Genomic DNA, 18,729 nt, shown 5'->3' with positions numbered 1-18,729 from the left:
TCGTGCGCGTCCCCAGGATGGAGGGGAATCCACTGGGAGGAACAGATGACGAACACCGACGGCCGCGTCTGGCTGATCACCGGCTGCTCGGCCGGGTTCGGCCGGGAGATCGCGCTGGCCGCTTTGGCCGCGGGTGACCGGGTGCTGGCCACCGCGCGGCGGCCGGAGACCCTGTCCGGCCTGCGGGAGCGTGGCAGGGACCGGGTCCGGACCGCGGCGCTGGACGTCACCGATGCCGGGCAGGTCGATGCCGCGGTGAAGACGGCGCTGGAGGAGTTCGGCCGGATCGACGTCGTGGTGAACAACGCGGGCAACGGCTCGGTCGGCGCGGTCGAGGAGCTCACGCTGGAGGAGCTGCGCGCGCTGATGGAGGTGATGTTCTTCGGGGCGGTGGCGGTGACCAAGGCGGTGCTGCCGCACCTGCGGGCGCAGGGCAGCGGCACGGTGGTGCAGATCAGCTCGATGGGCGGGCAGCTGTCGATGCCGGGTTACGGCGCCTACTGTGCGACGAAGTACGCGCTGGAGGGTATTTCGGAGGCGCTGGCGGTGGAGGTCGCGCCGTTCGGGGTGAAGGTGCTGATCGTGGAGCCGGGTGCGTTCCGGACGGAGTTCGGTGGTGGCCGGATGCACCGTTCCCGCACGATCGACGCGTACGCGGTGTCGACGTCGGGTACGCGGGACGCGGTCGAGTCGATGGACGGCACGCAGCCGGGTGATCCGGCGAAGGCGGCCGCGGCGATCGTGCGGGCGGTCGGCAGCGAGGACGCGCCGTTGCACCTCGCGCTGGGCGCGGATGCCGTGGCGGCGATCCGGGCTCAGCACGAGGCGCTCGCGGCGGACCTGGCGGCCTGGGAGGAGGTCAGCCGGGCGACGGCGCTGGACTAGTTCTGCGGGTCCTGCAGCACGCCGAGGACGTTGCCGTCGGCGTCGGTGAAGGTCGCGACCAGGCGGCCGTTGCCGACGTCCTTGGGCTCGTCCTTGATCTTGGCGCCGGCGGCGGTGACTTCGGCGAGCTTGGCTTCGATGTCGGTGACGTGCCAGTAGGTCACCGGGCCGGTCATGCCCTGCTGGGCGCCGTTCGGGACGAGGCCGATGTGCTGGCCTTCGACGTCGTAGCCGACGTAGTAGGGCGCGTCGGCCTGGGGTTCGGTGCCGAGCAGGGCGGTGTAGACGGCCTTGGCGGCGGCGAGGTCGGTGACGGGGTGGAGAACGGTCTTGATCCCCTGGGTGCTCATCTTCGGTGCTCCTGAAGTCGTGGTCTGCGGTACGTCGATGACGGTATTGGTGAGCCGCTGACCTGTGCTTCTCGATTCCTGATCGGTTAGTCGAGCAGGGCGGTGAGGACGCCGTCGAGGAGGCGGACGCGGCGGTCGGCGATGCGGTGGACCTCGTCGTCGTGGGTGGCGACGATGACGGCGGCGCCTTCGGACGCGCAGCGGCGCAGGAGCTTCAGGACCCGGGGGGTGCTGCCCGCGTCGAGGTGGGCGGTCGGTTCGTCGGTGAGCAGGACGCGGGGCCGGCCGGCGACGGCGCGGGCGAGGGCGACGCGTTGCTGCTGGCCGAAGGACACTTCGAGGGGGTAGCGGTCGCCGAGTTCGCCGATGCCGAGGTCGTCGAGGAGTTCGGTGACGCGGGACTGGATCGCGGCGGGGGCCGGGCGGGGTATGTCGGAGCGCAGCCGCAGGGGCAGGGCGACGTTTTCGGCGATCGTGAGTTCGTTGGCCAGGCCGAGTGCCTGCGGCAGCACGGCGCAGGTGTGCCAGGGCGGGGCGCCGCTGATGGGGACGCCGTCGAGCAGGACGCAGCCGGAGTCGGGGGAGTCGAACCCGCACAGCAGGGCCAGCAGGGCGCTTTTGCCGGAGCCGGAGCGGCCGGAGACGGTGACGAGCTCGCCGGCGCCGACGCGCAGTTCGAGGCCGCGCAGCACTTCGATGTCGCCGCTGGGGTGGGCGAAGCTGCGGCGCAGCCCGACGGCTTCCAGCATGGACGGCGCGGTTTCCGCGGTCATCGCTGCGGCTCCCGTTCTTCGACGCCTTCGAGCGTGCCCTTGTGCAGCCGGGCGACGCGGGCGCCGAGGTCGATGAGGCGTTCGTCGTGGGAGGCGACCAGGACCGCGAAGTCCTGGTCCACCAGGTACTGCAGGGTGTCCAGGACGAGGTCGGCGGAGGCTTCGTCGAGCTGGGACGTGGGTTCGTCGGCGAGGATCACCGTGGAGCGCGCGGCGAGGACGCAGCCGAAGGCCAGGCGTTGCTGCTGGCCGCCCGAGAGCGCGGCGATCTTCCAGTCGCCGGTGCCGTGGAGGCCGAGCTGGCCGAGGATGTCGTCGGGGTTGCAGTCGGTGCCGGCGGCTTCGGCCGCGGCGCGGAGGTTGTCGGCGACGCTCAGGTAGGCGAGCAGGTTGTCGGACGGGCTTTGGAACACCAGTCCCAGGTGGTGGCGTCGCAGGGCGCGTCGTTCGCGGTGCTTGAGCTTGCGGACGTCGGCGCCCTGGAAGGTCAGTGTGCCGCGGGCGGGCTGTTCGAACAGGCCGAGCACGCGCAGCAGCGTCGACTTGCCGGAGCCGGACGGTCCGGCGAAGACGGTCATGCCCCGGGCGGGGACGTCGAAGCTGACGTCGTCGACGCCGGTGACGACGCCGGCGGGGGTCGGGTAGTCGACGCCGATGCCGCGAAGGGTGAAGATCGGTTTGTCAGGCACGGATCAGCTCCGCGGTCCGGGCGGTGCGCACCGAGCGCATCGCGATCCAGCCGGCCAGTGCCACCACGAGCACGCCGACGACCAGCACGGTCAGCACGAACGGCAGGGGGTCGGGGAGTTCGGAGCGGGGCGCGAGGAAGGTCGCGGGGTCGAACCGGGGGACCGAGAGGCCGGCGACCGAGATGCCGCAGACCACGCCGACGACGATCGCGAGGCCGCTGAGGGCGCCCAGTTCCATCAGGTGGCTCGCGAGCAGGGTCCGCGGCCGCATGCCCATCCGCAGCACGAGCGCTCCGGCCAGGGCGTTCTGGCGGCGGCGGACTTCGACGGCGACGAGCAGCGCGAGGATCGCCACGACGCCGAGGACCGCGCCGAGCAGTGCGACGAAGGAGAACGTCCAGGACACGACGAAGAACGGCAGGCCGTCGAGTGCGGTTTCGCGGTCGATGCGGTTGGGGATGAAGACGCCGGCGGTACGCAGCGCGGCGGTCGCGTCGGCCATCGACGCGCCGGTCAGGACGCTCCACTTCGGGATCCGGTCGAGCTGTCCGTGGTCGAGCGCGGTGCGGGAGACGACGTAGCCGGGTGAGGTGCCGATCATCGGGAACACCGGGAGGTCGGCGACGGTGACGGCGTCGCGGAGGCCGTCGGGCAGCCGGTCGCTCTGCTTGGCGGTGTGGCCGACGCGGATGACGGGGGTGCCCTTGGGGTCCGGTTGCGAGATCTGCCGCAGGAGCCCGTCGAGGTCGCCGGCCGGGACGTCGCCGGCGGTGGCGCCCCGGGTGAACGTGGCGGGGTCGACGACGAGGACGACGCTGCCGGTGCCGGTCAGCTCGCCGACGACGGTGCTGTTGTGCGCCAGTGCGGCGGGCATCGCGACGGTGCCCATGCCGATGGGGCTGTCGGTGTCGAGGCGGGCGTTGCCGCCGACGAAGATCGCCGACTTGGTGTCGAGCGCGGCTTCCTGGCCGTTGGCGATGCCGATCCCAGTGGCGAGCGTGCCGATGGCGAGGGTGCCGATGACCAGGACGCCGGTGACCGGGGCGCGGGCGCCGGCCAGCCGCCGGATCGCCAGCTGCAGGGCGGGGCGCGACCAGAGCCGGGCCCGGTGGGAGGCGTGCAGGGCCAGCCAGGCCAGCCGCGCGGTCAGCAGGCCGACGGTCAGCACGACGAACACCGGGTAGGTCAGGGCCAGCGGGTCGACCTGGGGTAATGGATTTCCGAGCCGGGAGCCGGTGCTGTAGTGGGCGAGGCGGGTCCAGCCGAGCCAGGCCATGCCCGCGGTGGCGAGCTCCCACGGGAAGTACCCGAGCAGCCGCATCCGGTTGCCGGCGCGGCGGACGCGGCCGAGTTCGAACTCCCGGTGCGCTCGCACGGCGACGACCAGGGCCAGCAGCGCGAGCGACACGACGAGTACGCCGGCCGCGACGATGCCGGCGTTCAGCTCGGCCTCGGGGTCGGGTGCGCCGGGTGGGCCGTAGACGCCGAGCAGCAGCCGGGCGGCGACCGCGCCGAGTGCGCCGCCGAGCAGGATCGGCAGGCCCAGTTCGGCGACGGCGAGGCCGCCGAGGGCGCCGGGGCCGCTGCCGCGGGCGGAGAGCAGCCGCAGCTGCGCGTGGCGGCGCTGGTACCACTGCAGGGCGACGGTGCCGAGGCCGGCGCAGCCGACCAGGACGCTGATCAGCGCGAGCGGCAGGATCGAGACGAACACGTTGTCCTGGGCCTGGCGGGCGATCTGCACCGAGCGGTCGAACGTCGGGACGTCGGCGGCGACGAGGTTCCCGAGTCCTTGGGCGGTGAGGTCGGCGCGGACGTCGGCGATGAGGTCGCGGGAGCGCTGCAGCAGGTCTTCGGCGGCGCTGAGGGTGGCCGGTGCCGGTTCGTAGAACGAGATGTGGAAGTACTGCATCTTCGGCAGGCCGATGGCCTTGACCGCGTCGGCGAAGGTTTTGCCGTCGGTGGCGAACACGATCGAGTCGATGGGGTCGTTGGCGAGCCGGTCGACGACGGCGCCGGACTGCTGGGAGCACCACCAGCGCGGCGGCGGGTCGAGCAGGTCGCGGTAGATGCCGGTGACCGGGGGCAGCGCGGTGCCCTGGATGCTCGGCCGGGTGCCGACGCCGATGTGCTCGGCGTCGGCGACGACGTTGCCCAGCCACAGCCCGGGGGCGCGGGTGCCCTGCTGCAGCGCGAGGTTGTCCAGGCCGGCCTGGTCGCGGTAGCCGAGGCGGATCTTGTAGTTCGGGTCGCCGTTGAACTGGGTGCCGGGCAGGACGGTGGTGTACTGGCCGACGACCGGTGTGCCGAAGCCGTGGGCGCCGGCGTGGCGCTGGACCGCGCCGGTCACGGCCGGGATGTCCTGGACGGGGATGTTGCCCTTGCCGAAGACCGGGCCGTAGCTGTCGGGGCAGGTGATGCCGGTCTGGTAGGCGATCGTCGCGCCGCCGGCCGCGGAGGCCTGCAGGACCGCGGCGGTGCCGAGGAAACAGGCGAGCAGCGAGGTCACCGCGGCGACGATCAGGGTGAGCGGGCTGGAGAGGGCGGCCTTCGGAGCCGCACGCCACGGCTTGGTCACTCTGCGCTGTCCAATTGTCCCCCATTTCACCCGCATGGACGCGCACGCTACCGGCAGATCGCAGGAGTTGGCACGTTTTTGTATCCGATTGTTGCTCACACGCGGTCATCGGCCACGGATTCGGGAACGAGCAACCCGTGCGGCCATCCGGCCGGTTTAGTGGTCTAGACCTTGACGCATGGATTGGTCTGATCCAATCCTGAAGGCGTTCTCGCCGTGTTACGCCGCGGCACGGCTTCCCGCCGGCACTGGAGCGCAGATGCGTCGACGCAGACCTTTCTCCCGAATGTCCGTTTTACTTGCCCTGGCTGGGGTTTCGGCCGGCACGCTGGTCGCCGCGGCCGGGTCCGCCCAAGCCGCGACGCCGCTGCCCGCGCACGTCTTCGCGCCGTACGTCGAGGCCTGGACCGGCGAGAGCCCCGCCGCGCTGGCCCAGCAGTCGGGCGCCAAGCACCTCACGATGGCCTTCATCCAGGCCGCCACCAAGGGTTCGTGCACCGTCTACTGGAACGGTGACACCGGGATGCCGATCGCGAACTCGACGTTCGGCGCGGACATCGCCACGATCCGGTCCCGCGGCGGCGACGTCATCCCGTCCTTCGGCGGCTACACCGCCGACAACACCGGCACCGAAATCGGCGACAGCTGCACCAACGTCGACTCCATCGCCGCCGCCTACGAGTCGGCGATCACCACCTACGACGTCCCGCGCCTCGACATGGACATCGAGGACAACTCGCTCACCAACACCGCCGGCATCGACCGCCGCAACAAAGCCATCAAGAAGGTCCAGGACTGGGCCGCGGCGTCCGGGCGGTCGCTGCAGATCTCCTACACCCTGCCCACGACCACCCGCGGCCTCGCCGACAGCGGCCTGGCCGTGCTGCGCAACGCCGTCGCCAACGGCACCCGCGTCGACGTGGTCAACATGATGACCTTCGACTACTACGACAACGCCGCCCACCAGATGGCCACCGACACCCAGACCTCGGCCACCGGGCTCGTCTCCCAGCTCGGCGCGCTGTACCCCGGCAAGACGCAGGCACAGCTGTGGGCGATGGTCGGGATCACCGAGATGATCGGCGTCGACGACTTCGGCCCGGCCGAGACGTTCACGACCGCCGACGCGGCCACCGTCTACAACTGGGCGGTCTCGAAGGGCATCAACGAGCTGTCGTTCTGGGCTCTGCAACGCGACAACGGCGGCTGTCCCGGCGGCGCCGCCGCGGACAACTGCTCCGGCATCGCCCAGGACACGTGGTTCTTCAGCCACGCCTTCGCACCGTTCACCGGCGGCACGACCGTGCCCGGCAACGACTTCTCCCTCGCCGCGAACCCGGCCTCGGCCTCGGTCGACCCGGGCGGCTCGGCCACCGCGACGGTCGGCACCGCCGTCACGTCCGGGTCCGCCCAGCAGGTGACGCTGTCGGTCACCGGCGCTCCGGCCGGCGTCACGGTGTCGGTCAGCCCGGGCTCGGTCACCGCGGGCGGCAGCGCGACGCTGTCGGTGAGCACCACGTCGGCGGCGGTCCCCGGGGTCTACCCGCTGACCGTCACCGGCACCGCGACCGGCGCGAGCCACAGCGCCACCTTCACCCTCACCGTGAAGGGCACCCCGCCCGCGGGCGGCGTCGTCAACGGCGGGTTCGAAACCGGCGCACTGAGCCCGTGGAGCGCCGCGGGTGACGCCATCGTCGCTTCGCCGGCCCACTCCGGGACCCACGCGCTGCAGGTGGTGCCCACCTCCTCGGCCACCGGGGAAGCGGCGCAGAACGTCACGCTCGCACCGAACCACGCCTACACGCTCAAGGCGTGGGTGCAGGGCAACTACGCCTACGTCGGGGTCCGGGGCGGCGCGACCGCCAGCACGTGGACCTCGAGCAGCGGCTGGACCCAGCTGTCGGTGCCGTTCACGACCGGCGCGTCCGGCGCGGTGACGGTCTACGTCCACGGCTGGTACGGCCAAAGTGCCCTCTACGCCGACGACTTCACCATCGGCTGATCCGTTCGGCGGCGGCCCGGTTCAGCAAAGTGGAGGTTGGCCGGGCCGCCCACGGCCGAAAGACTCACGGGGAGATCTTTCGCCCGCGAGGAGGACCTGATGCCGCACATCCCGCTCGACCCGCAGCTGCCGGGCATTTCGGCGCTCTTCGCCTACCGGCCGGAGACCGCGGTGCCGCTCGGGGCGCTGGGCGAGGTCCTGCTGCGCGGTCCCAGCACCCTCACCGTCGGGGAGCGCGAGCTGATCGCGACCGTCGTGTCCCAGGGCAACGAGTGCCGGTTCTGCACCGGCAGCCACGCCGCCGTCGCGGCCCAGACCATCGAAGGCGGCCGGGCGGTCGTCGACGCCACGCGCGGCGGGATCGACAACGCCCCCGTGTCGGCGAAGCTCAAGGCACTGCTGTGGATCGCGCTCGCCGTGCGGGAGACCGGCCGCGCGGTCACCGAAGAGCTCATCGCGGCCGCCCGCGCGGAGGGCGCGACCGACACCGAACTGCACGACACGGTCCTCATCGCGGCGGCGTTCTGCATGTTCAACCGGTACGTCGACGGCCTGGCCACGGTCGTGCCGGACGACGAAGCCGTCTTCGACCTGATCGGCAAGCGGCTGGTCGAGAACGGCTACCGCCGCTAGGGCACCAGCACGACCCGGCCGGGACGGGTCCACGCCGCACCCGCGTCGCGCAGCGGGACGCGCTCGTAGTCGACCGTGAGCGCCCCCGCCACCGCGTGCCCCACCACCGTCAGGAGCGCTTCGCGGCGGCGGACGGCGTCGAGCTCGTTGTTCGTGTAGCCGTGGACGTGCAACGACTTGCTGCGCAGCACGGCCGAGGACACCGGGAACTCGTCGCCGGCCGCGCCGCCGAGGTTCACCAGCCGCCCGCCGGGGCGCAGGGCGCGCAGTGCCGCCGCGGCCGGGATCCCGGCCACCGGGTCGATCACCAGGTCCACCGGGACCTCACCGAGCCGGGCCGCCAGGCTTGCGACGTCGTCCTCGGCCGCGAGCCGCACGACGCTGTCCGCGCCGAGGCGGCGGGCCCGCTCCAGCGCGGCGTCGGACCGTGCGCACGCGATGACGTGCCCGGCTCCGGCGACGCGGGCCAGCTGCACCGCCGACTGGCCGACGATCCCGCCGGCGCCGAGGACGAGCACCGTCTCGCCCGCGCCGAGGTTCCCCTTCCAGGTCAGGCACATCCACGCCGCCACCGCCGACAGCCCGAGCGCCGCGACGAGCGCGTGGTCCGTCCCGGGCGGCAGGATGACCAGATCGTCGGGCGCGGCGACGGCGTGTTCGGCCATGCTGCCGTCCCCGGGCCGCATGCCGGCGGGCGTGGCGAACCAGACCGGGGTGCCGGCCGGCTCGGTCGGCGTCGGGCGCGTCAGCACGCCGACGCCCTGGACCCCCGGCACGTACGGCGTTCCCGGCCGGCCGAAGTAGGACGTGCCGGACGCGCAGAGCAGGTCGAGCGGGGTGATCGGCGCGGCGGTGACGCTCACCGCGACCTCGCCCGCCCCGGGTTCGGGCACCGCCCGGTCCGCCACCGCCGGTGGCTCGCCGGGCGTCCGGATCTCCGCCGCGCGCATCGCGCGTCAGACGGGCTGGAGGATGAAGTCGTACCGTGCCTCGAGCCACGGCTCGGCCGACTCGCCACCGTCGGGCGTCGGCCCCGGATCGCGGTGCTCGAAGGTGACGACCAGCTCCTGCTTGGTGCCGAACACGACGTCGCTGTCGAGGTACTCGGCGCCCTCCTCGAACAGGTGCGTGATCAGCGGCTCGTAGCCGGCCGCGTTGATCAGGAAGTGCACGTGCGCCGGGCGGAAGTGGCTGATGTCGGTGCCGCTGATGAGTTCGCCGACCGGGCCGTCCATCGGGATCGAGTAGCCCTTCGGCGCGATGGTGCGCAGGCAGTAGGTCCCGTCGGCGCGGGTGGCGTACTTCGCTCGCAGCCGGGCTTCGTCGATGTCCGGGATCTGCGACTCGTACGCACCTTCTTCGTCGGCCTGCCAGACGTCGAGGATCGCCCCGGGGACGGGGGAGCCGTCGAGGCCGGTGACGGTGCCGGTGACGTAGAGCGGGGTGCCGGGCAGGCCGTCGGACATGTCACCGCCGAAGTCCTGCTCCGGCGAGCCGTCGATGTGGAACGGGCCGAGCACGGTGGCCGGGGTCGCTTTCGCGTCGAAGGCGTGGTTCATCTGCACCACCAGCATGCTCAGGCCCAGCACGTCGGAGGCGAGGATGAACTCCTCGCGCTTCTCGTCGCTGATCTGCCCCGTCTCGGTGAGCCACCGCATGGCGGCCATCCACTCGGTCTCGCTGAGCCGCACTTCGCGGGCGAAGGCGTGCAGGTGCCGGACGAGGGCGGCCATGACCTGCGCGGTACGCGGGTCGTGCGCGCTCGACCAGCGTTGCGCGGCGAGCTCGGTGATGTTGTCCTCGGTGACGAGCTGCATCGGCGTTCCTCTCAGCGTTGCGGGTCCGGCGGGACCGGCCGGTTGTTCAGGTCTACCGACAGGAAGATGTCGTTCGCGACCGGGTGCCGCAGCTCCTCGGCGAGCTGGCCGATGAGCCCGGCGGTCCGGGCCAGCAGCGCGAAGCCGCGCAGCAGCTCCAGCGGCAGCCCGAGGTCGGCCAGCGCGGCGCCGCAGACGCCGGCGCCGTTGAGCGGCAGCGTCTTGCCCAGCACCTGGGGGTGCACCCGGCCGATGGCGGCGAACAGCTCCAGGTGCGGTCCGCGCAGGCCTTCTTCGGCGGCGATCTCGAACAGCCGCCGGGTCCGCGGGTCGCCGTCCTTGTGCACGTGGTGCCCGAGCCCGGGGACGAACTTCTTCTCCGCACGACGGTCTTCGACGGTCTTGAGCGCGAGCGCGTCCCAGCCGGCCTCGTCGGTCGGCGTTTCCGCGCTCGCGAGGACCTCGTGCAGGAACCGGCCGCAGTCCTCGGTGACGCCCAGGAAACGCGACCCGCCGCCGAGCAGGCCCGCGGCGAGCGCGCCCTGGACGGAGTCGGGCGCGGACAGGTACGTCAGCCGGGTGACGATCGCGGTCGGGGTGAAACCGTGGTCGGCCAGCGCTGCCAGCACCGCTTCGAAGACCCGGGTCTCCCCTGGGGACGGACGTCGTTGCGTGGCCAGCCAGAAGGCCAGCTCGCCGAAGCCGACGGTGCCCATGACGTCCTCGGCGAGGTCCTGGCCGAGCAGGGTGATCTTGTCCTTCGTGGACGATCCGAGGGCTGTTTCGTAGGTAGGGTCAGTCATCCGGGGTCTCCGTGAGCCAGGTGCGCAGTTCGGCGCCGTGTTCGTCGAGCTCCGGCGGCGGCAGCCGGTAGGCGGCCGGGGTCGCGGAGAACCGGATCGGGTGCCGGGTGGTGGGGACGGCGCGGTCGCCGTCGCCGACCTCGACGATCGGGTCGAGCCCGAAGCGTTCGGCCATCGCGAAGCCGCCGTCGATGGTGTTGATCGGTCCACACGGGACACCGACGTTCGTCAGCGCCTCGAACCAGTCGACCGCGCTCTTCTTCGCCAGCCGCTCGACCAGGATCGGCCGCAGCTCTTCGCGGTTCTTCGTGCGGTCGGCGTTGCGGGCGAACCGCGGGTCGCCGGGGACGTCGGGCAGGTCCAGCACCTCGCACAGCCGGCGGAACTGCCCGTCGTTGGCCGCGGCGACGATCAGGTCGGCATCGGCGGTGGGCAGCGGCTCGTAGGGGAAGACGCTGGGGTGGGCGTTGCCCATCCGGTAGGGCACCACCCCGCCCGCGGCGTAGGCCGAGCTGTGGTTGACCAGCCCGGTCAGCGCCGAGGACAGCAGGTTGACCTCGACGTGCTGGCCCTCGCCGGTCGCGTCGCGGTGGCGCAGCGCGGCGAGGATGCCGATCACCGCGTGGTTGCCGGCCATCACGTCGAACACCGAGATCCCGGCCCGGTACGGCGGGCCGTCCGGATCGCCGGTCAGGCTCATCAGGCCCGAGATCGCCTGCACCATCAGGTCGTAGCCGGGCACGTGCGCGCCCGCACCCGAGCCGAAGCCGCTGATGGAGGCGTAGACGCTGCCGGGGTTGGCCGTCTTGACGGAGTCGTAGTCCAGGCCGTACTTGGCCAGTCCGCCGGGCTTGAAGTTCTCGATCACCACGTCCGCGCGGGCCGCCAGCTCGCGGGCGACAGCGGCGTCGGCCTCCTCGCGCAGGTCGAGCGCGATCGACCGCTTCCCGCGGTTCACCCCGAGGTAGTACGTCGAGACGTCGCCGCGCACCGGCGGCATCCACGTGCGCGTCTCGTCGCCCTGCGGTCCTTCGACCTTGACGACCTCGGCGCCCATGTCGGCGAGCAGCATCGTGGCGTAGGGCCCGGCGAGCACCCGGGAGAAGTCCGCGACCAGCAGCCCGGACAGTGGGCCGGCCGTGCTGGGTTCCACCCGGATCCTCACTTTCTGTCCGTCAGACGGACGCTTGTCCGCAGTCTGCCCCGGCGCGCGGTGGCGGTCAAGACACCGCGGGGACGGTGACGTGCGGGACGTCGTGCAGCCGCGCGAAGTCGGCGCTGATCTCCCCGGCGGTCTGCAGCAGCAGCGGCAGGTGGTGCTCCAGGAGCCGCTCCACCGGCGTTTCGGCGGCGTGGCAGTTGACGTTGACGCCGGCGATCACCCGCCCCGAGCCGTCGCGCAGCGGCGCCGCCACCGAGCGGATGCCCAGCGCGAGCTGCTCGTCGGTGAGCGCCCACCCGCGGGCGCGGACCTCGCGCAGCTCGGCGTCGCGCTCGGCCGGCTCCGGCTGCCAGCGGGGGACCAGCCCGGAGCGGGTGGGCTGGGCCAGCACCGCATCCAGCTCGTCGGGGGCCAGCGCGGCGAGCTGGACCTTGCCCAGCGACGTCGGCAGCGCCGGGAACCGGGTGCCGATCTGCACGCTCAGCCCGACGATCTTCGGCACCGCGACCCGGGCGACGTAGACGATGTCGGAGCCGTCGAGCTGGGCGATCGAGCACGACTCGTTCGTGCGCTCGACCAGGCGTTCCAGGTGCGGCCGGGCGATGTCCCACAGGCCCATCGAGCGCACGTAGGCGACGCCGAGGTCGAGCACGCGCGGGGTCAGCGCGTAGCCGCGGCCGCCGGCGCGGACGTACCCGAGCTCTTCCAGCGTCAGCAGGATCCGGCGCGCGGTCGGGCGGGCCAGGCCGGCGGCGGTCGCCACCTCGGCCAGCGTCATCTCCGGCCGGTGCGGCCCGAACACCGTGATCACCTCGAGCCCGCGCGCCAGCGCTTCGATGAAGTCGGGACCCGTTCCCTCGCGTGGCATGCGCGACCTCCCTCTTGCAGTGCTGCCCCGCAGCGTAGCGGCGGGGATCGACGGGGATTGACACCGGCGCGGCACTGGGCAAAGGTGGCGTCACCCCTTGAGTGTCCGTAGAGCGGACGAGTGTACGCGACCGGAGGCAGCGATGACCGGACCCATCGTCCTGCGAGGCGGCACGGTGCTGACCCTCGACGACGCCCGCCGGGTACTGCCCGGCGAAGACGTCCTGGTCACCGGCGGCGAAATCGCCGCGATCGGCCCCGCCCTGGACGTCCCGGCGGGCACGACCGAGATCGACGCCGCGGGCGGCATCGTCATGCCGGGGATGATCGACACGCACCGGCACCTGTGGCAGACGGCCATGCGCGGCTACGGCGCCGACTGGACGCTCACGCAGTACTTCGTCTGGTACTACCTCGAATGGGGCAAGGTGTTCCGCCCCGAAGACATCCACGCGGGCAACGTCCTCGGCGCGTGGGAAGCCCTCGAAGCGGGCGTCACGACCACCGTCGACTGGTCCCACGGCCTGCAGACCACCCAGCACGCCGACGCGGCGGCCGACGCGCTCGAATCCGTGCCCGGCCGGTTCGTCCTGGCCTACGGCAACATCCAGGACGCCCCGGCGAACTGGACCGCCACCCCCGAGTTCCGCGACTTCGTCGCCCGCCGCACGGGCGGCGACCTGGGCTTCCAGCTGGCGTTCGACGTCACCGGCGACCCCGCGTTCCCGGAGAAGCCGGCGTTCGAGGTGGCGCGCGAGCTCGGCGTGCCGGTGACCACGCACGCCGGAGTCTGGGGCGCGACCGGCGACGACAGCATCAAGCTGATGCACGACCACGGGTTCATGACCCCGGAGACGATCTACGTCCACAGCGCGTCGCTGTCGGCCGACTCCTACCACCGGATCGCGGCGACCGGCGGGTCGGCGTCGGTCTCGACGGAAAGCGAGCAGAGCGCGGGCCAGGGCTACCCGTCCACCTGGGCACTGCGCCAGTACGGGATCCCGGTGTCGCTGTCGATGGACACATCGGTCTGGTGGAGCGGCGACCTGTTCTCCGCGATGCGCACGACGCTGGGCGCGGACCGCTCGCGCGAGCACCTGGAGGCGCACGCGAAGGGCGACACGGTCACGCACGCGGCGCTGCGCGCGGAGCAGGTGGTCGAGTGGGCCACCCGCGGCGGCGCGGCCGCACTGGGACGCTCCGACATCGGCAGCCTCGAGGTCGGCAAGAAGGCCGACGTGGTGCTGCTGAAGAACGAGCACTCGCCGGTGTCGTTCCCGCTGCTCAACCCCTACGGCCACGTGGCGTTCCAGGCCCAGCGCGGCGACGTCCACACGGTGCTGGTGAACGGACGGGTGGTCAAACGCGACGGCCGCCTCGTCGACGTAGACCTCCCGGCGGTGCGCAGCCAGGTGGAGTCGACGGTCGAATACCTGCGCGGGCAGCTGGGCGAGGAAGCGTGGGCGAAGGGGATGAACCCGGACGTCCCGGAGACCAAGGTCCTCGACAACCCGTACACGTACACGACCTACCAGAGCGACACCACCCACGGCGGCTGAGCTACCGTGGCGCGGTGGTCCAGGTCTTCATCCAGCCCGCCTACGGCACCGCGGACGCCCGCCGGTACGGGGCGGAGTCGCTGGAGAAGACCGTGGACTTCCGCGCGTACGCCGACCTCCTCGACCCGGCCGACCTCGCCCGCCTGACCGCGCTGCACCGGAGCGGCCGGGCGCGGTTCTGGGGCGCCAAGGACAAGTACGACCGCCGGATGGACACCGTGCGCACCGGCGACGTCGTGCTGTTCACCGGCCGCAAGCACGTCCAGGCCGCCGCCGAAGTCGGACACGGCTTCCGCAACCCCGCCTTCGCGCGGCGCCTCTGGAACCCGGATCCCGGGAAGTGCCTGTTCAGCAACGTCTACAGCCTGCGTCGCCACCGGCAGGTCGGACTGCCTTACGAAGCGCTCTGGGCGTTGCCCGGCTTCACCGCCGGCGACCACTTCATGGGCTTGCGCTTCCTGGATGACGCGAAGTCGGCCGCGGTCGTGGCGTTGCTCAGTTCGGCTGCTTGAGAACCGCCGGGCGGGCGAAGGGGTAGCCGGGCAGGCGGACGCGGCGCGCCCGGCGGTCGCTCAGCTCGACGTTCACCCCGGCGCACCACAACCCGGCCAGTCCCGTGTGGACGTCCGCTGTGGACACCGCGGTCAGGTCCGGGTGGACCGGGAACTCACCGCCGAAGCCGACGACGACGGCCGCCCGGTTGCCGCTGGCGACGGCGAGCAGCGCCGACGCGTCCGGGAGCGCCGTGAGGTGCTTGGCCCACAGCCGGGTGTCGAGCGGGCGCCCGGCGGGCAGGATGCCTTCCGCGGTGGCGATCGGCACGACGGGCGGGGCGAAGGTGACGTCGTCGAGCGCGGCCGTGAGTGTGCCGCGGCCGAGGGCTTCGGCCAGGCGCGCGCCGTCGGCGGACGACAGCACCCCGGCGGCGACGGCGGCGGTCAGGTGCCCGGCACCGCGACCGGTCACGACATCCGGAGCCGCACCACGGGCGGTGAACTCCCCGAGCAACGCGTGCTCGTCGGCGGCCGTGCCGAAGGCGAAGACGACCCGGACCGGACGCGTCCGATCGACGACACCGGCGGTCCCGGCACCGTCGCGCAGTGCTGTGACGGCGTCGGCGACGTCCTCGGCGACGACGGCGAAGCGGTGCGGGAACCGCTCGCGGCCACGGTCCAGCGTGGCGGCGACGCCGGCGAGGTCGAGGCCGGGGGTGGTGGAGAGGTGCTCGGCCAGCTGCCGCCGGGCGTCGGCGAGCGCGGTGGGGGTCGCCGCGGACACGGCGATCACCTGCCGCCCGCCGATCACGGGAGCCGGCCCGGAGGTGGGGGACGGCGCGGCGGGAGCCAAGGTGGGCTCGAGTGAGTGGGCCTGGCCCGCAGTTCCGGCGGTCCGCGCAACAGGCGCCGAAGCCGCCACGGTCTGTGCCACCGGAGCCGAACCCGGCACCGAGACCCCTCCGGCCAGCCCCACCGCGGCGATGTCCGCCCCGGCCGTCACCGGTGCGACGTTCGCCAGCAACGCCACCTGGGCCCGCACCGTCGTGTGGCGCAGCAGCTCGCCGATCGTCGGGGCCGACGTGAACCGTGCTCGCAAGCCCGCCTGGAGCTTCACCAGGATCAGCGAATGGCCGCCGACGTCGAAGAAGTTGTCGTCCATCGTGAACGTGTCGTGTTCGAGCAGCTCCGCCCACGCCGCCCGCACCAGGTCCACAGTGGAATCCGCGACGACCACCGCAGCGACGGCCGGAACAACGACCGGCGCCGGAGCGGCGGGAGCCTCGGCCCCCACCTCCGGCAACCGCCGCCGGTCGATCTTGCCGTTCGGCGTCAACGGCATCCGGTCCAGCGGCACGAGGTACCGGGGCACCGCGAACACCGGCAGCACCTCCCGCGCGTGCCGGCGCAGCTCCTCGACCGTGCCGCCCGGGCCGAACACCACGTACGCCGCGATCTCCTTCTCCTTGCGGCTGTTCAAGCACACCCGGACGAACGCCGCCTCCACCGAAGCGTGCGCCGCCAGTGCCGACTCGACCTCGCCGAGCTCGACGCGCTGGCTGCGGATCTTCACCTGGTTGTCGTTGCGGCCGATGAACTCCAGCCGGCCGTCCGGCAGCCACCGCACCCGGTCACCCGTGCGGTACAGCCGCGCGCCGGGCACGCCGGAATACGGGTCGGGGATGAAGCGCCGCGCCGTCTCGCGCGGGTTGCCCAGATACCCGCGCGTCACGCCGGTGCCGCCCAGCAGCAGCTCGCCCGGCACCCCGCGAGGCGCCTGGCGCATGGTCGCGTGGTCGAACACGACGTACCCGTCGGTCTCCGGCACGACCGAGCCGATCGACAGCGTCCGCGTGTTCTCCTCGATCGCCGTGATCGGCGTCCACGTCGAGGTGAACGAGTTCTCCGTCGGCCCGTAGCTGTGCAGCAGCGTCCCGGGCGCGCACCAGCGCAGCGCCTTCGCCATGTGCGGCACCGAGATGATCTCGCCCCCGAAGTACACCCGGCGCAGGCCGGGGAACAGGTCGGGCACGTCCTCGATCAGCCGGTTCAGCAACGGCGTCGACACGATGAGCGTGGTGATCCCGCGCTCGCGGAACGCCGTCCGCAGCTCCGGCGGGCTCAGCGTCAGCTCCTTGTCGAAGATCACCAGCTCGGCGCCGTGGGTCAGCGCGCCCCAGACCTCGTAGGTCGCGCCGTCGAAGTTCAGCGGGGACAGCTGGGAGACGACGTCGGTGTGGTGCAGCGGCACGAAGTCGGGCCGGTCGAGCAGCCGGACGAACCCCGAATGCGGCCACACGACACCCTTGGGCCGGCCGGTCGAGCCGGACGTGTACAGCACGTTGAACACCGACGCCGGATCGATCTCCACCGCCGGCGGCGTCGCCGGGTGGCGCGCGGCCTCCGCGAGGGCCTCGTCGACGAGGTAGATCGGGCACTTGGGCAGCCGCACCCGCTCCACGAACCCGGGCGCGCCGATGACCAGCCGCGGCCGGGCGTCGTCGATGACCATCTGCAGCTGCGCGTCGGGGTAGGCCGGGTCCAGCGGCACGTAGGCCGCGCCCGCCATCAGCGTGCCCAGCCAGAACACCACCGACGTCGGGCCCGGCGGCAGCAGCAGCGCCACCAGCGACTCGGCGCCCGCCCCTTCGGCACGCAGCCAGTTCGCGACCGACGCCGCGCGCCCGACGAGTTCGGCGTAGGTGAGCACCTCGTCGTGGTAGCGCACGGCGACCGCGTCCGGCCGCAGCCGCGCGTGCCGGCGCACGAGGTCGGGCAACAGGACGCGGTTGACCGGCTCGCGTTCGGTCTCCGGCCGGGCCGGCACGAACGGGTCGCACGCCGCCACCAGCGCACCGCAGCTCGACGCCGGGTCGGCGACCGCGTCGGTGAGGAGCGTGACCAGCTGCGCGAGCAGCAGTTCGGCGGTGCTGTCGCGGTACACCAGCGTGTCGTGGTCGACGCGCAGCCGGATGTGCGCGTCGCCCTCCAGCGCCGCCAGCGACAGGTCGTACTTCCCGGCGGCGGTCTCGTGCTCGACGACCCGGATGGTCGTGTCGCCGGCGGTCCAGGTCTGCTCCTGCTCGGGGAAGTACATGAAGACGCTGTTGTCGATGAGGGCCGAGCCGCCGTCGCGGCGGATTTCGCGCAGCCGCCCCGACGGCACGGCCGAGTGCTCGAGCGAGTCGAGCATCTGGTCGCGCACGCGGTCGACGAGCGTGGTGAACGACTCGGCGAAGTCGAGTCCGCTGCGCACCGGGAGCACCCGGGCCAGCAGGTCGACCCGGTCCTCGTTCTCGGTGGTGCGCGCGGCGAACAGCATGCCGGTGGTGCCGTCACCGGTGGCGCTCCAGGCGTGCAGGAGGGTCAGCCACGCGCTCAGCACGACCACCGCGGGCGACGCGAGCCGGTCGCGGGCCACCGCGCGGACGCGGTCGAGGACGTCCCCCGCCAGCACCGTCTCGTGGAAACCGGCCACGCCGGGCACCGAGCCCGGGCGGTTGAGGTCCGCGATCGGCGCGAGCGACGGCGGCTGGTCGGCGAGCAGGCCCGTCCAGTAGGCGGCCGTCTCGGCCGGCGAGACGTCCACAGTGGACGGCTCGGCGGGCAGCGGCGCGTCCCACGGCGCGCGGCCGGCGACCCGCGAGGTGTAGGCGTGGACGAGGTCCCGCACGAGGATGCCCTGCGACCAGCCGTCGGACACGATGTGGTGCACGGCCAGCACGAACAGGGCGCCGTCGCCGGTGGTCAGCAGGGTGCCCCGCACGAGCGGCTCGGAGGCGAGGTCGAACGGCTGCGCGGCGATCGCCGCCGCCCACTCCAGTGCCTCCGCGCGGTCGTAGGGACCGGGCCGGCGGTGCTTGACGAACGGCACGGGCGGGCGGCGGTGCACCACCTGCACGAGCTCGCCGTCCTCGGTGTGGAAGGCGCTGCGCAGGTTGGGGTGCCGCTCGACGACGTCGTCGAGCGCGGCCCGCAGCGCCGCGACGTCGACGCCGGGGGTGAACTCCAGGTCGAGCGGGATGGTGAACCGGGCGGACTCCGGCTCCCGCTGCATGGCGAGCCACACCTCGGTCTGTTCCGCCGTCGCCGGCCTGCGCGCCTCGATCACGAGCGGTCC

The 18,729-nt window shown here is 72.6% G+C and carries 15 protein-coding genes; 5 read left to right on the top strand and 10 right to left on the bottom strand.

Going from position 1 to position 18,729, the window contains the following annotated elements:
- The first annotated feature begins 45 nt into the window (after window positions 1-45).
- On the top strand, window positions 46-885 hold the full coding sequence (locus ACZ7OU_RS32375) for an oxidoreductase (RefSeq protein WP_470258130.1): 840 nt from the start codon (window positions 46-48) through the stop codon (window positions 883-885).
- On the opposite strand, the gene ACZ7OU_RS32370 is transcribed toward ACZ7OU_RS32375, so the two are convergent.
- From ACZ7OU_RS32370 to ACZ7OU_RS32355, 4 genes are all read right to left on the bottom strand, one after another.
- Window positions 882-1,235: a VOC family protein gene (locus tag ACZ7OU_RS32370; RefSeq protein WP_470258129.1), complete on the bottom strand. Its 354-nt coding sequence runs from the start codon at window positions 1,233-1,235 to the stop codon at window positions 882-884. The genes ACZ7OU_RS32375 and ACZ7OU_RS32370 overlap by 4 nt on opposite strands.
- A gap of 86 nt (window positions 1,236-1,321) precedes the next feature.
- A complete protein-coding gene (locus ACZ7OU_RS32365) occupies window positions 1,322-2,008 on the bottom strand; it encodes an ABC transporter ATP-binding protein (RefSeq protein ID WP_470258128.1) in 687 nt (228 codons plus the stop codon).
- A complete protein-coding gene (locus ACZ7OU_RS32360; protein ID WP_470244235.1) occupies window positions 2,005-2,697 on the bottom strand; it encodes an ABC transporter ATP-binding protein in 693 nt (230 codons plus the stop codon). Before ACZ7OU_RS32360 ends, ACZ7OU_RS32365 begins: the two co-directional genes overlap by 4 nt.
- Window positions 2,690-5,272, bottom strand: a complete 2,583-nt coding sequence (locus ACZ7OU_RS32355; protein ID WP_470258127.1) for an ABC transporter permease — start codon at window positions 5,270-5,272, stop codon at window positions 2,690-2,692. Before ACZ7OU_RS32355 ends, ACZ7OU_RS32360 begins: the two co-directional genes overlap by 8 nt.
- A 286-nt stretch (window positions 5,273-5,558) precedes the next feature.
- Here ACZ7OU_RS32355 and ACZ7OU_RS32350 point away from each other — a divergent pair, with 286 nt between their 5' ends.
- Window positions 5,559-7,274: a glycosyl hydrolase family 18 protein gene (locus ACZ7OU_RS32350; RefSeq protein WP_470258126.1), complete on the top strand. Its 1,716-nt coding sequence runs from the start codon at window positions 5,559-5,561 to the stop codon at window positions 7,272-7,274.
- A gap of 99 nt (window positions 7,275-7,373) precedes the next feature.
- A complete protein-coding gene (locus ACZ7OU_RS32345; protein ID WP_470244232.1) occupies window positions 7,374-7,907 on the top strand; it encodes a carboxymuconolactone decarboxylase family protein in 534 nt (177 codons plus the stop codon).
- Here the strand turns inward: ACZ7OU_RS32345 and ACZ7OU_RS32340 are convergent.
- From ACZ7OU_RS32340 to ACZ7OU_RS32320, 5 genes are all read right to left on the bottom strand, one after another.
- The gene (locus ACZ7OU_RS32340) at window positions 7,904-8,857 is read right to left on the bottom strand and encodes a quinone oxidoreductase family protein (protein ID WP_470258125.1); all 954 of its coding nucleotides are present in this window, start codon (window positions 8,855-8,857) and stop codon (window positions 7,904-7,906) included. The two genes, ACZ7OU_RS32345 and ACZ7OU_RS32340, sit on opposite strands and share 4 nt — an antisense overlap.
- Window positions 8,858-8,863: 6 nt before the next feature.
- A complete protein-coding gene (locus ACZ7OU_RS32335; RefSeq protein WP_470258124.1) occupies window positions 8,864-9,724 on the bottom strand; it encodes a dioxygenase family protein in 861 nt (286 codons plus the stop codon).
- An 11-nt stretch (window positions 9,725-9,735) separates the two neighbouring features.
- Entirely contained in the window at window positions 9,736-10,527 is a 792-nt protein-coding gene (locus tag ACZ7OU_RS32330; protein WP_470258123.1) for a citryl-CoA lyase, read from the bottom strand.
- Window positions 10,520-11,680, bottom strand: coding sequence for a CaiB/BaiF CoA transferase family protein (locus tag ACZ7OU_RS32325; protein WP_470258122.1), 1,161 nt, complete (start codon window positions 11,678-11,680; stop codon window positions 10,520-10,522). Before ACZ7OU_RS32325 ends, ACZ7OU_RS32330 begins: the two co-directional genes overlap by 8 nt.
- 67 nt (window positions 11,681-11,747) lie before the next feature.
- Window positions 11,748-12,557: an IclR family transcriptional regulator domain-containing protein gene (locus tag ACZ7OU_RS32320; protein ID WP_470258121.1), complete on the bottom strand. Its 810-nt coding sequence runs from the start codon at window positions 12,555-12,557 to the stop codon at window positions 11,748-11,750.
- A 142-nt stretch (window positions 12,558-12,699) separates the two neighbouring features.
- On the opposite strand from ACZ7OU_RS32320, the gene ACZ7OU_RS32315 reads away from it, so the two are divergent.
- Both ACZ7OU_RS32315 and ACZ7OU_RS32310 read left to right on the top strand, forming a co-directional pair.
- Window positions 12,700-14,115, top strand: a complete 1,416-nt coding sequence (locus tag ACZ7OU_RS32315; protein ID WP_470258120.1) for an amidohydrolase family protein — start codon at window positions 12,700-12,702, stop codon at window positions 14,113-14,115.
- Window positions 14,116-14,129: 14 nt separating this feature from the next.
- Window positions 14,130-14,627 (top strand): hypothetical protein, encoded by a 498-nt coding sequence (locus ACZ7OU_RS32310; protein ID WP_470258119.1) that lies wholly within the window; start codon window positions 14,130-14,132, stop codon window positions 14,625-14,627.
- On the opposite strand, the gene ACZ7OU_RS32305 is transcribed toward ACZ7OU_RS32310, so the two are convergent.
- Window positions 14,611-18,720: a non-ribosomal peptide synthetase gene (locus tag ACZ7OU_RS32305; RefSeq protein ID WP_470258118.1), complete on the bottom strand. Its 4,110-nt coding sequence runs from the start codon at window positions 18,718-18,720 to the stop codon at window positions 14,611-14,613. The two genes, ACZ7OU_RS32310 and ACZ7OU_RS32305, sit on opposite strands and share 17 nt — an antisense overlap.
- Window positions 18,721-18,729 lie beyond the last annotated feature (9 nt).

It is taken from the genome of Amycolatopsis sp. NPDC114505 (assembly GCF_055633615.1).
The sequence above is the reverse complement of the archived record's forward strand: the minus strand, read 5'-3'. Positions and strand labels throughout refer to the sequence as shown.

Bases quoted from the DNA above. Each gene is read 5' to 3' on its own strand.
- ACZ7OU_RS32375 (WP_470258130.1), top strand. From the start codon at position 46: ATGACGAACACCGACGGCCGCGTCTGGCTGATCACCGGCTGCTCGGCC.
- ACZ7OU_RS32370 (WP_470258129.1), bottom strand. From the start codon at position 1,235: ATGAGCACCCAGGGGATCAAGACCGTTCTCCACCCCGTCACCGACCTC.
- ACZ7OU_RS32365 (WP_470258128.1), bottom strand. From the start codon at position 2,008: ATGACCGCGGAAACCGCGCCGTCCATGCTGGAAGCCGTCGGGCTGCGC.
- ACZ7OU_RS32350 (WP_470258126.1), top strand. From the start codon at position 5,559: ATGTCCGTTTTACTTGCCCTGGCTGGGGTTTCGGCCGGCACGCTGGTC.
- ACZ7OU_RS32345 (WP_470244232.1), top strand. From the start codon at position 7,374: ATGCCGCACATCCCGCTCGACCCGCAGCTGCCGGGCATTTCGGCGCTC.
- ACZ7OU_RS32340 (WP_470258125.1), bottom strand. From the start codon at position 8,857: ATGCGCGCGGCGGAGATCCGGACGCCCGGCGAGCCACCGGCGGTGGCG.
- ACZ7OU_RS32335 (WP_470258124.1), bottom strand. From the start codon at position 9,724: ATGCAGCTCGTCACCGAGGACAACATCACCGAGCTCGCCGCGCAACGC.
- ACZ7OU_RS32330 (WP_470258123.1), bottom strand. From the start codon at position 10,527: ATGACTGACCCTACCTACGAAACAGCCCTCGGATCGTCCACGAAGGAC.
- ACZ7OU_RS32320 (WP_470258121.1), bottom strand. From the start codon at position 12,557: ATGCCACGCGAGGGAACGGGTCCCGACTTCATCGAAGCGCTGGCGCGC.
- ACZ7OU_RS32315 (WP_470258120.1), top strand. From the start codon at position 12,700: ATGACCGGACCCATCGTCCTGCGAGGCGGCACGGTGCTGACCCTCGAC.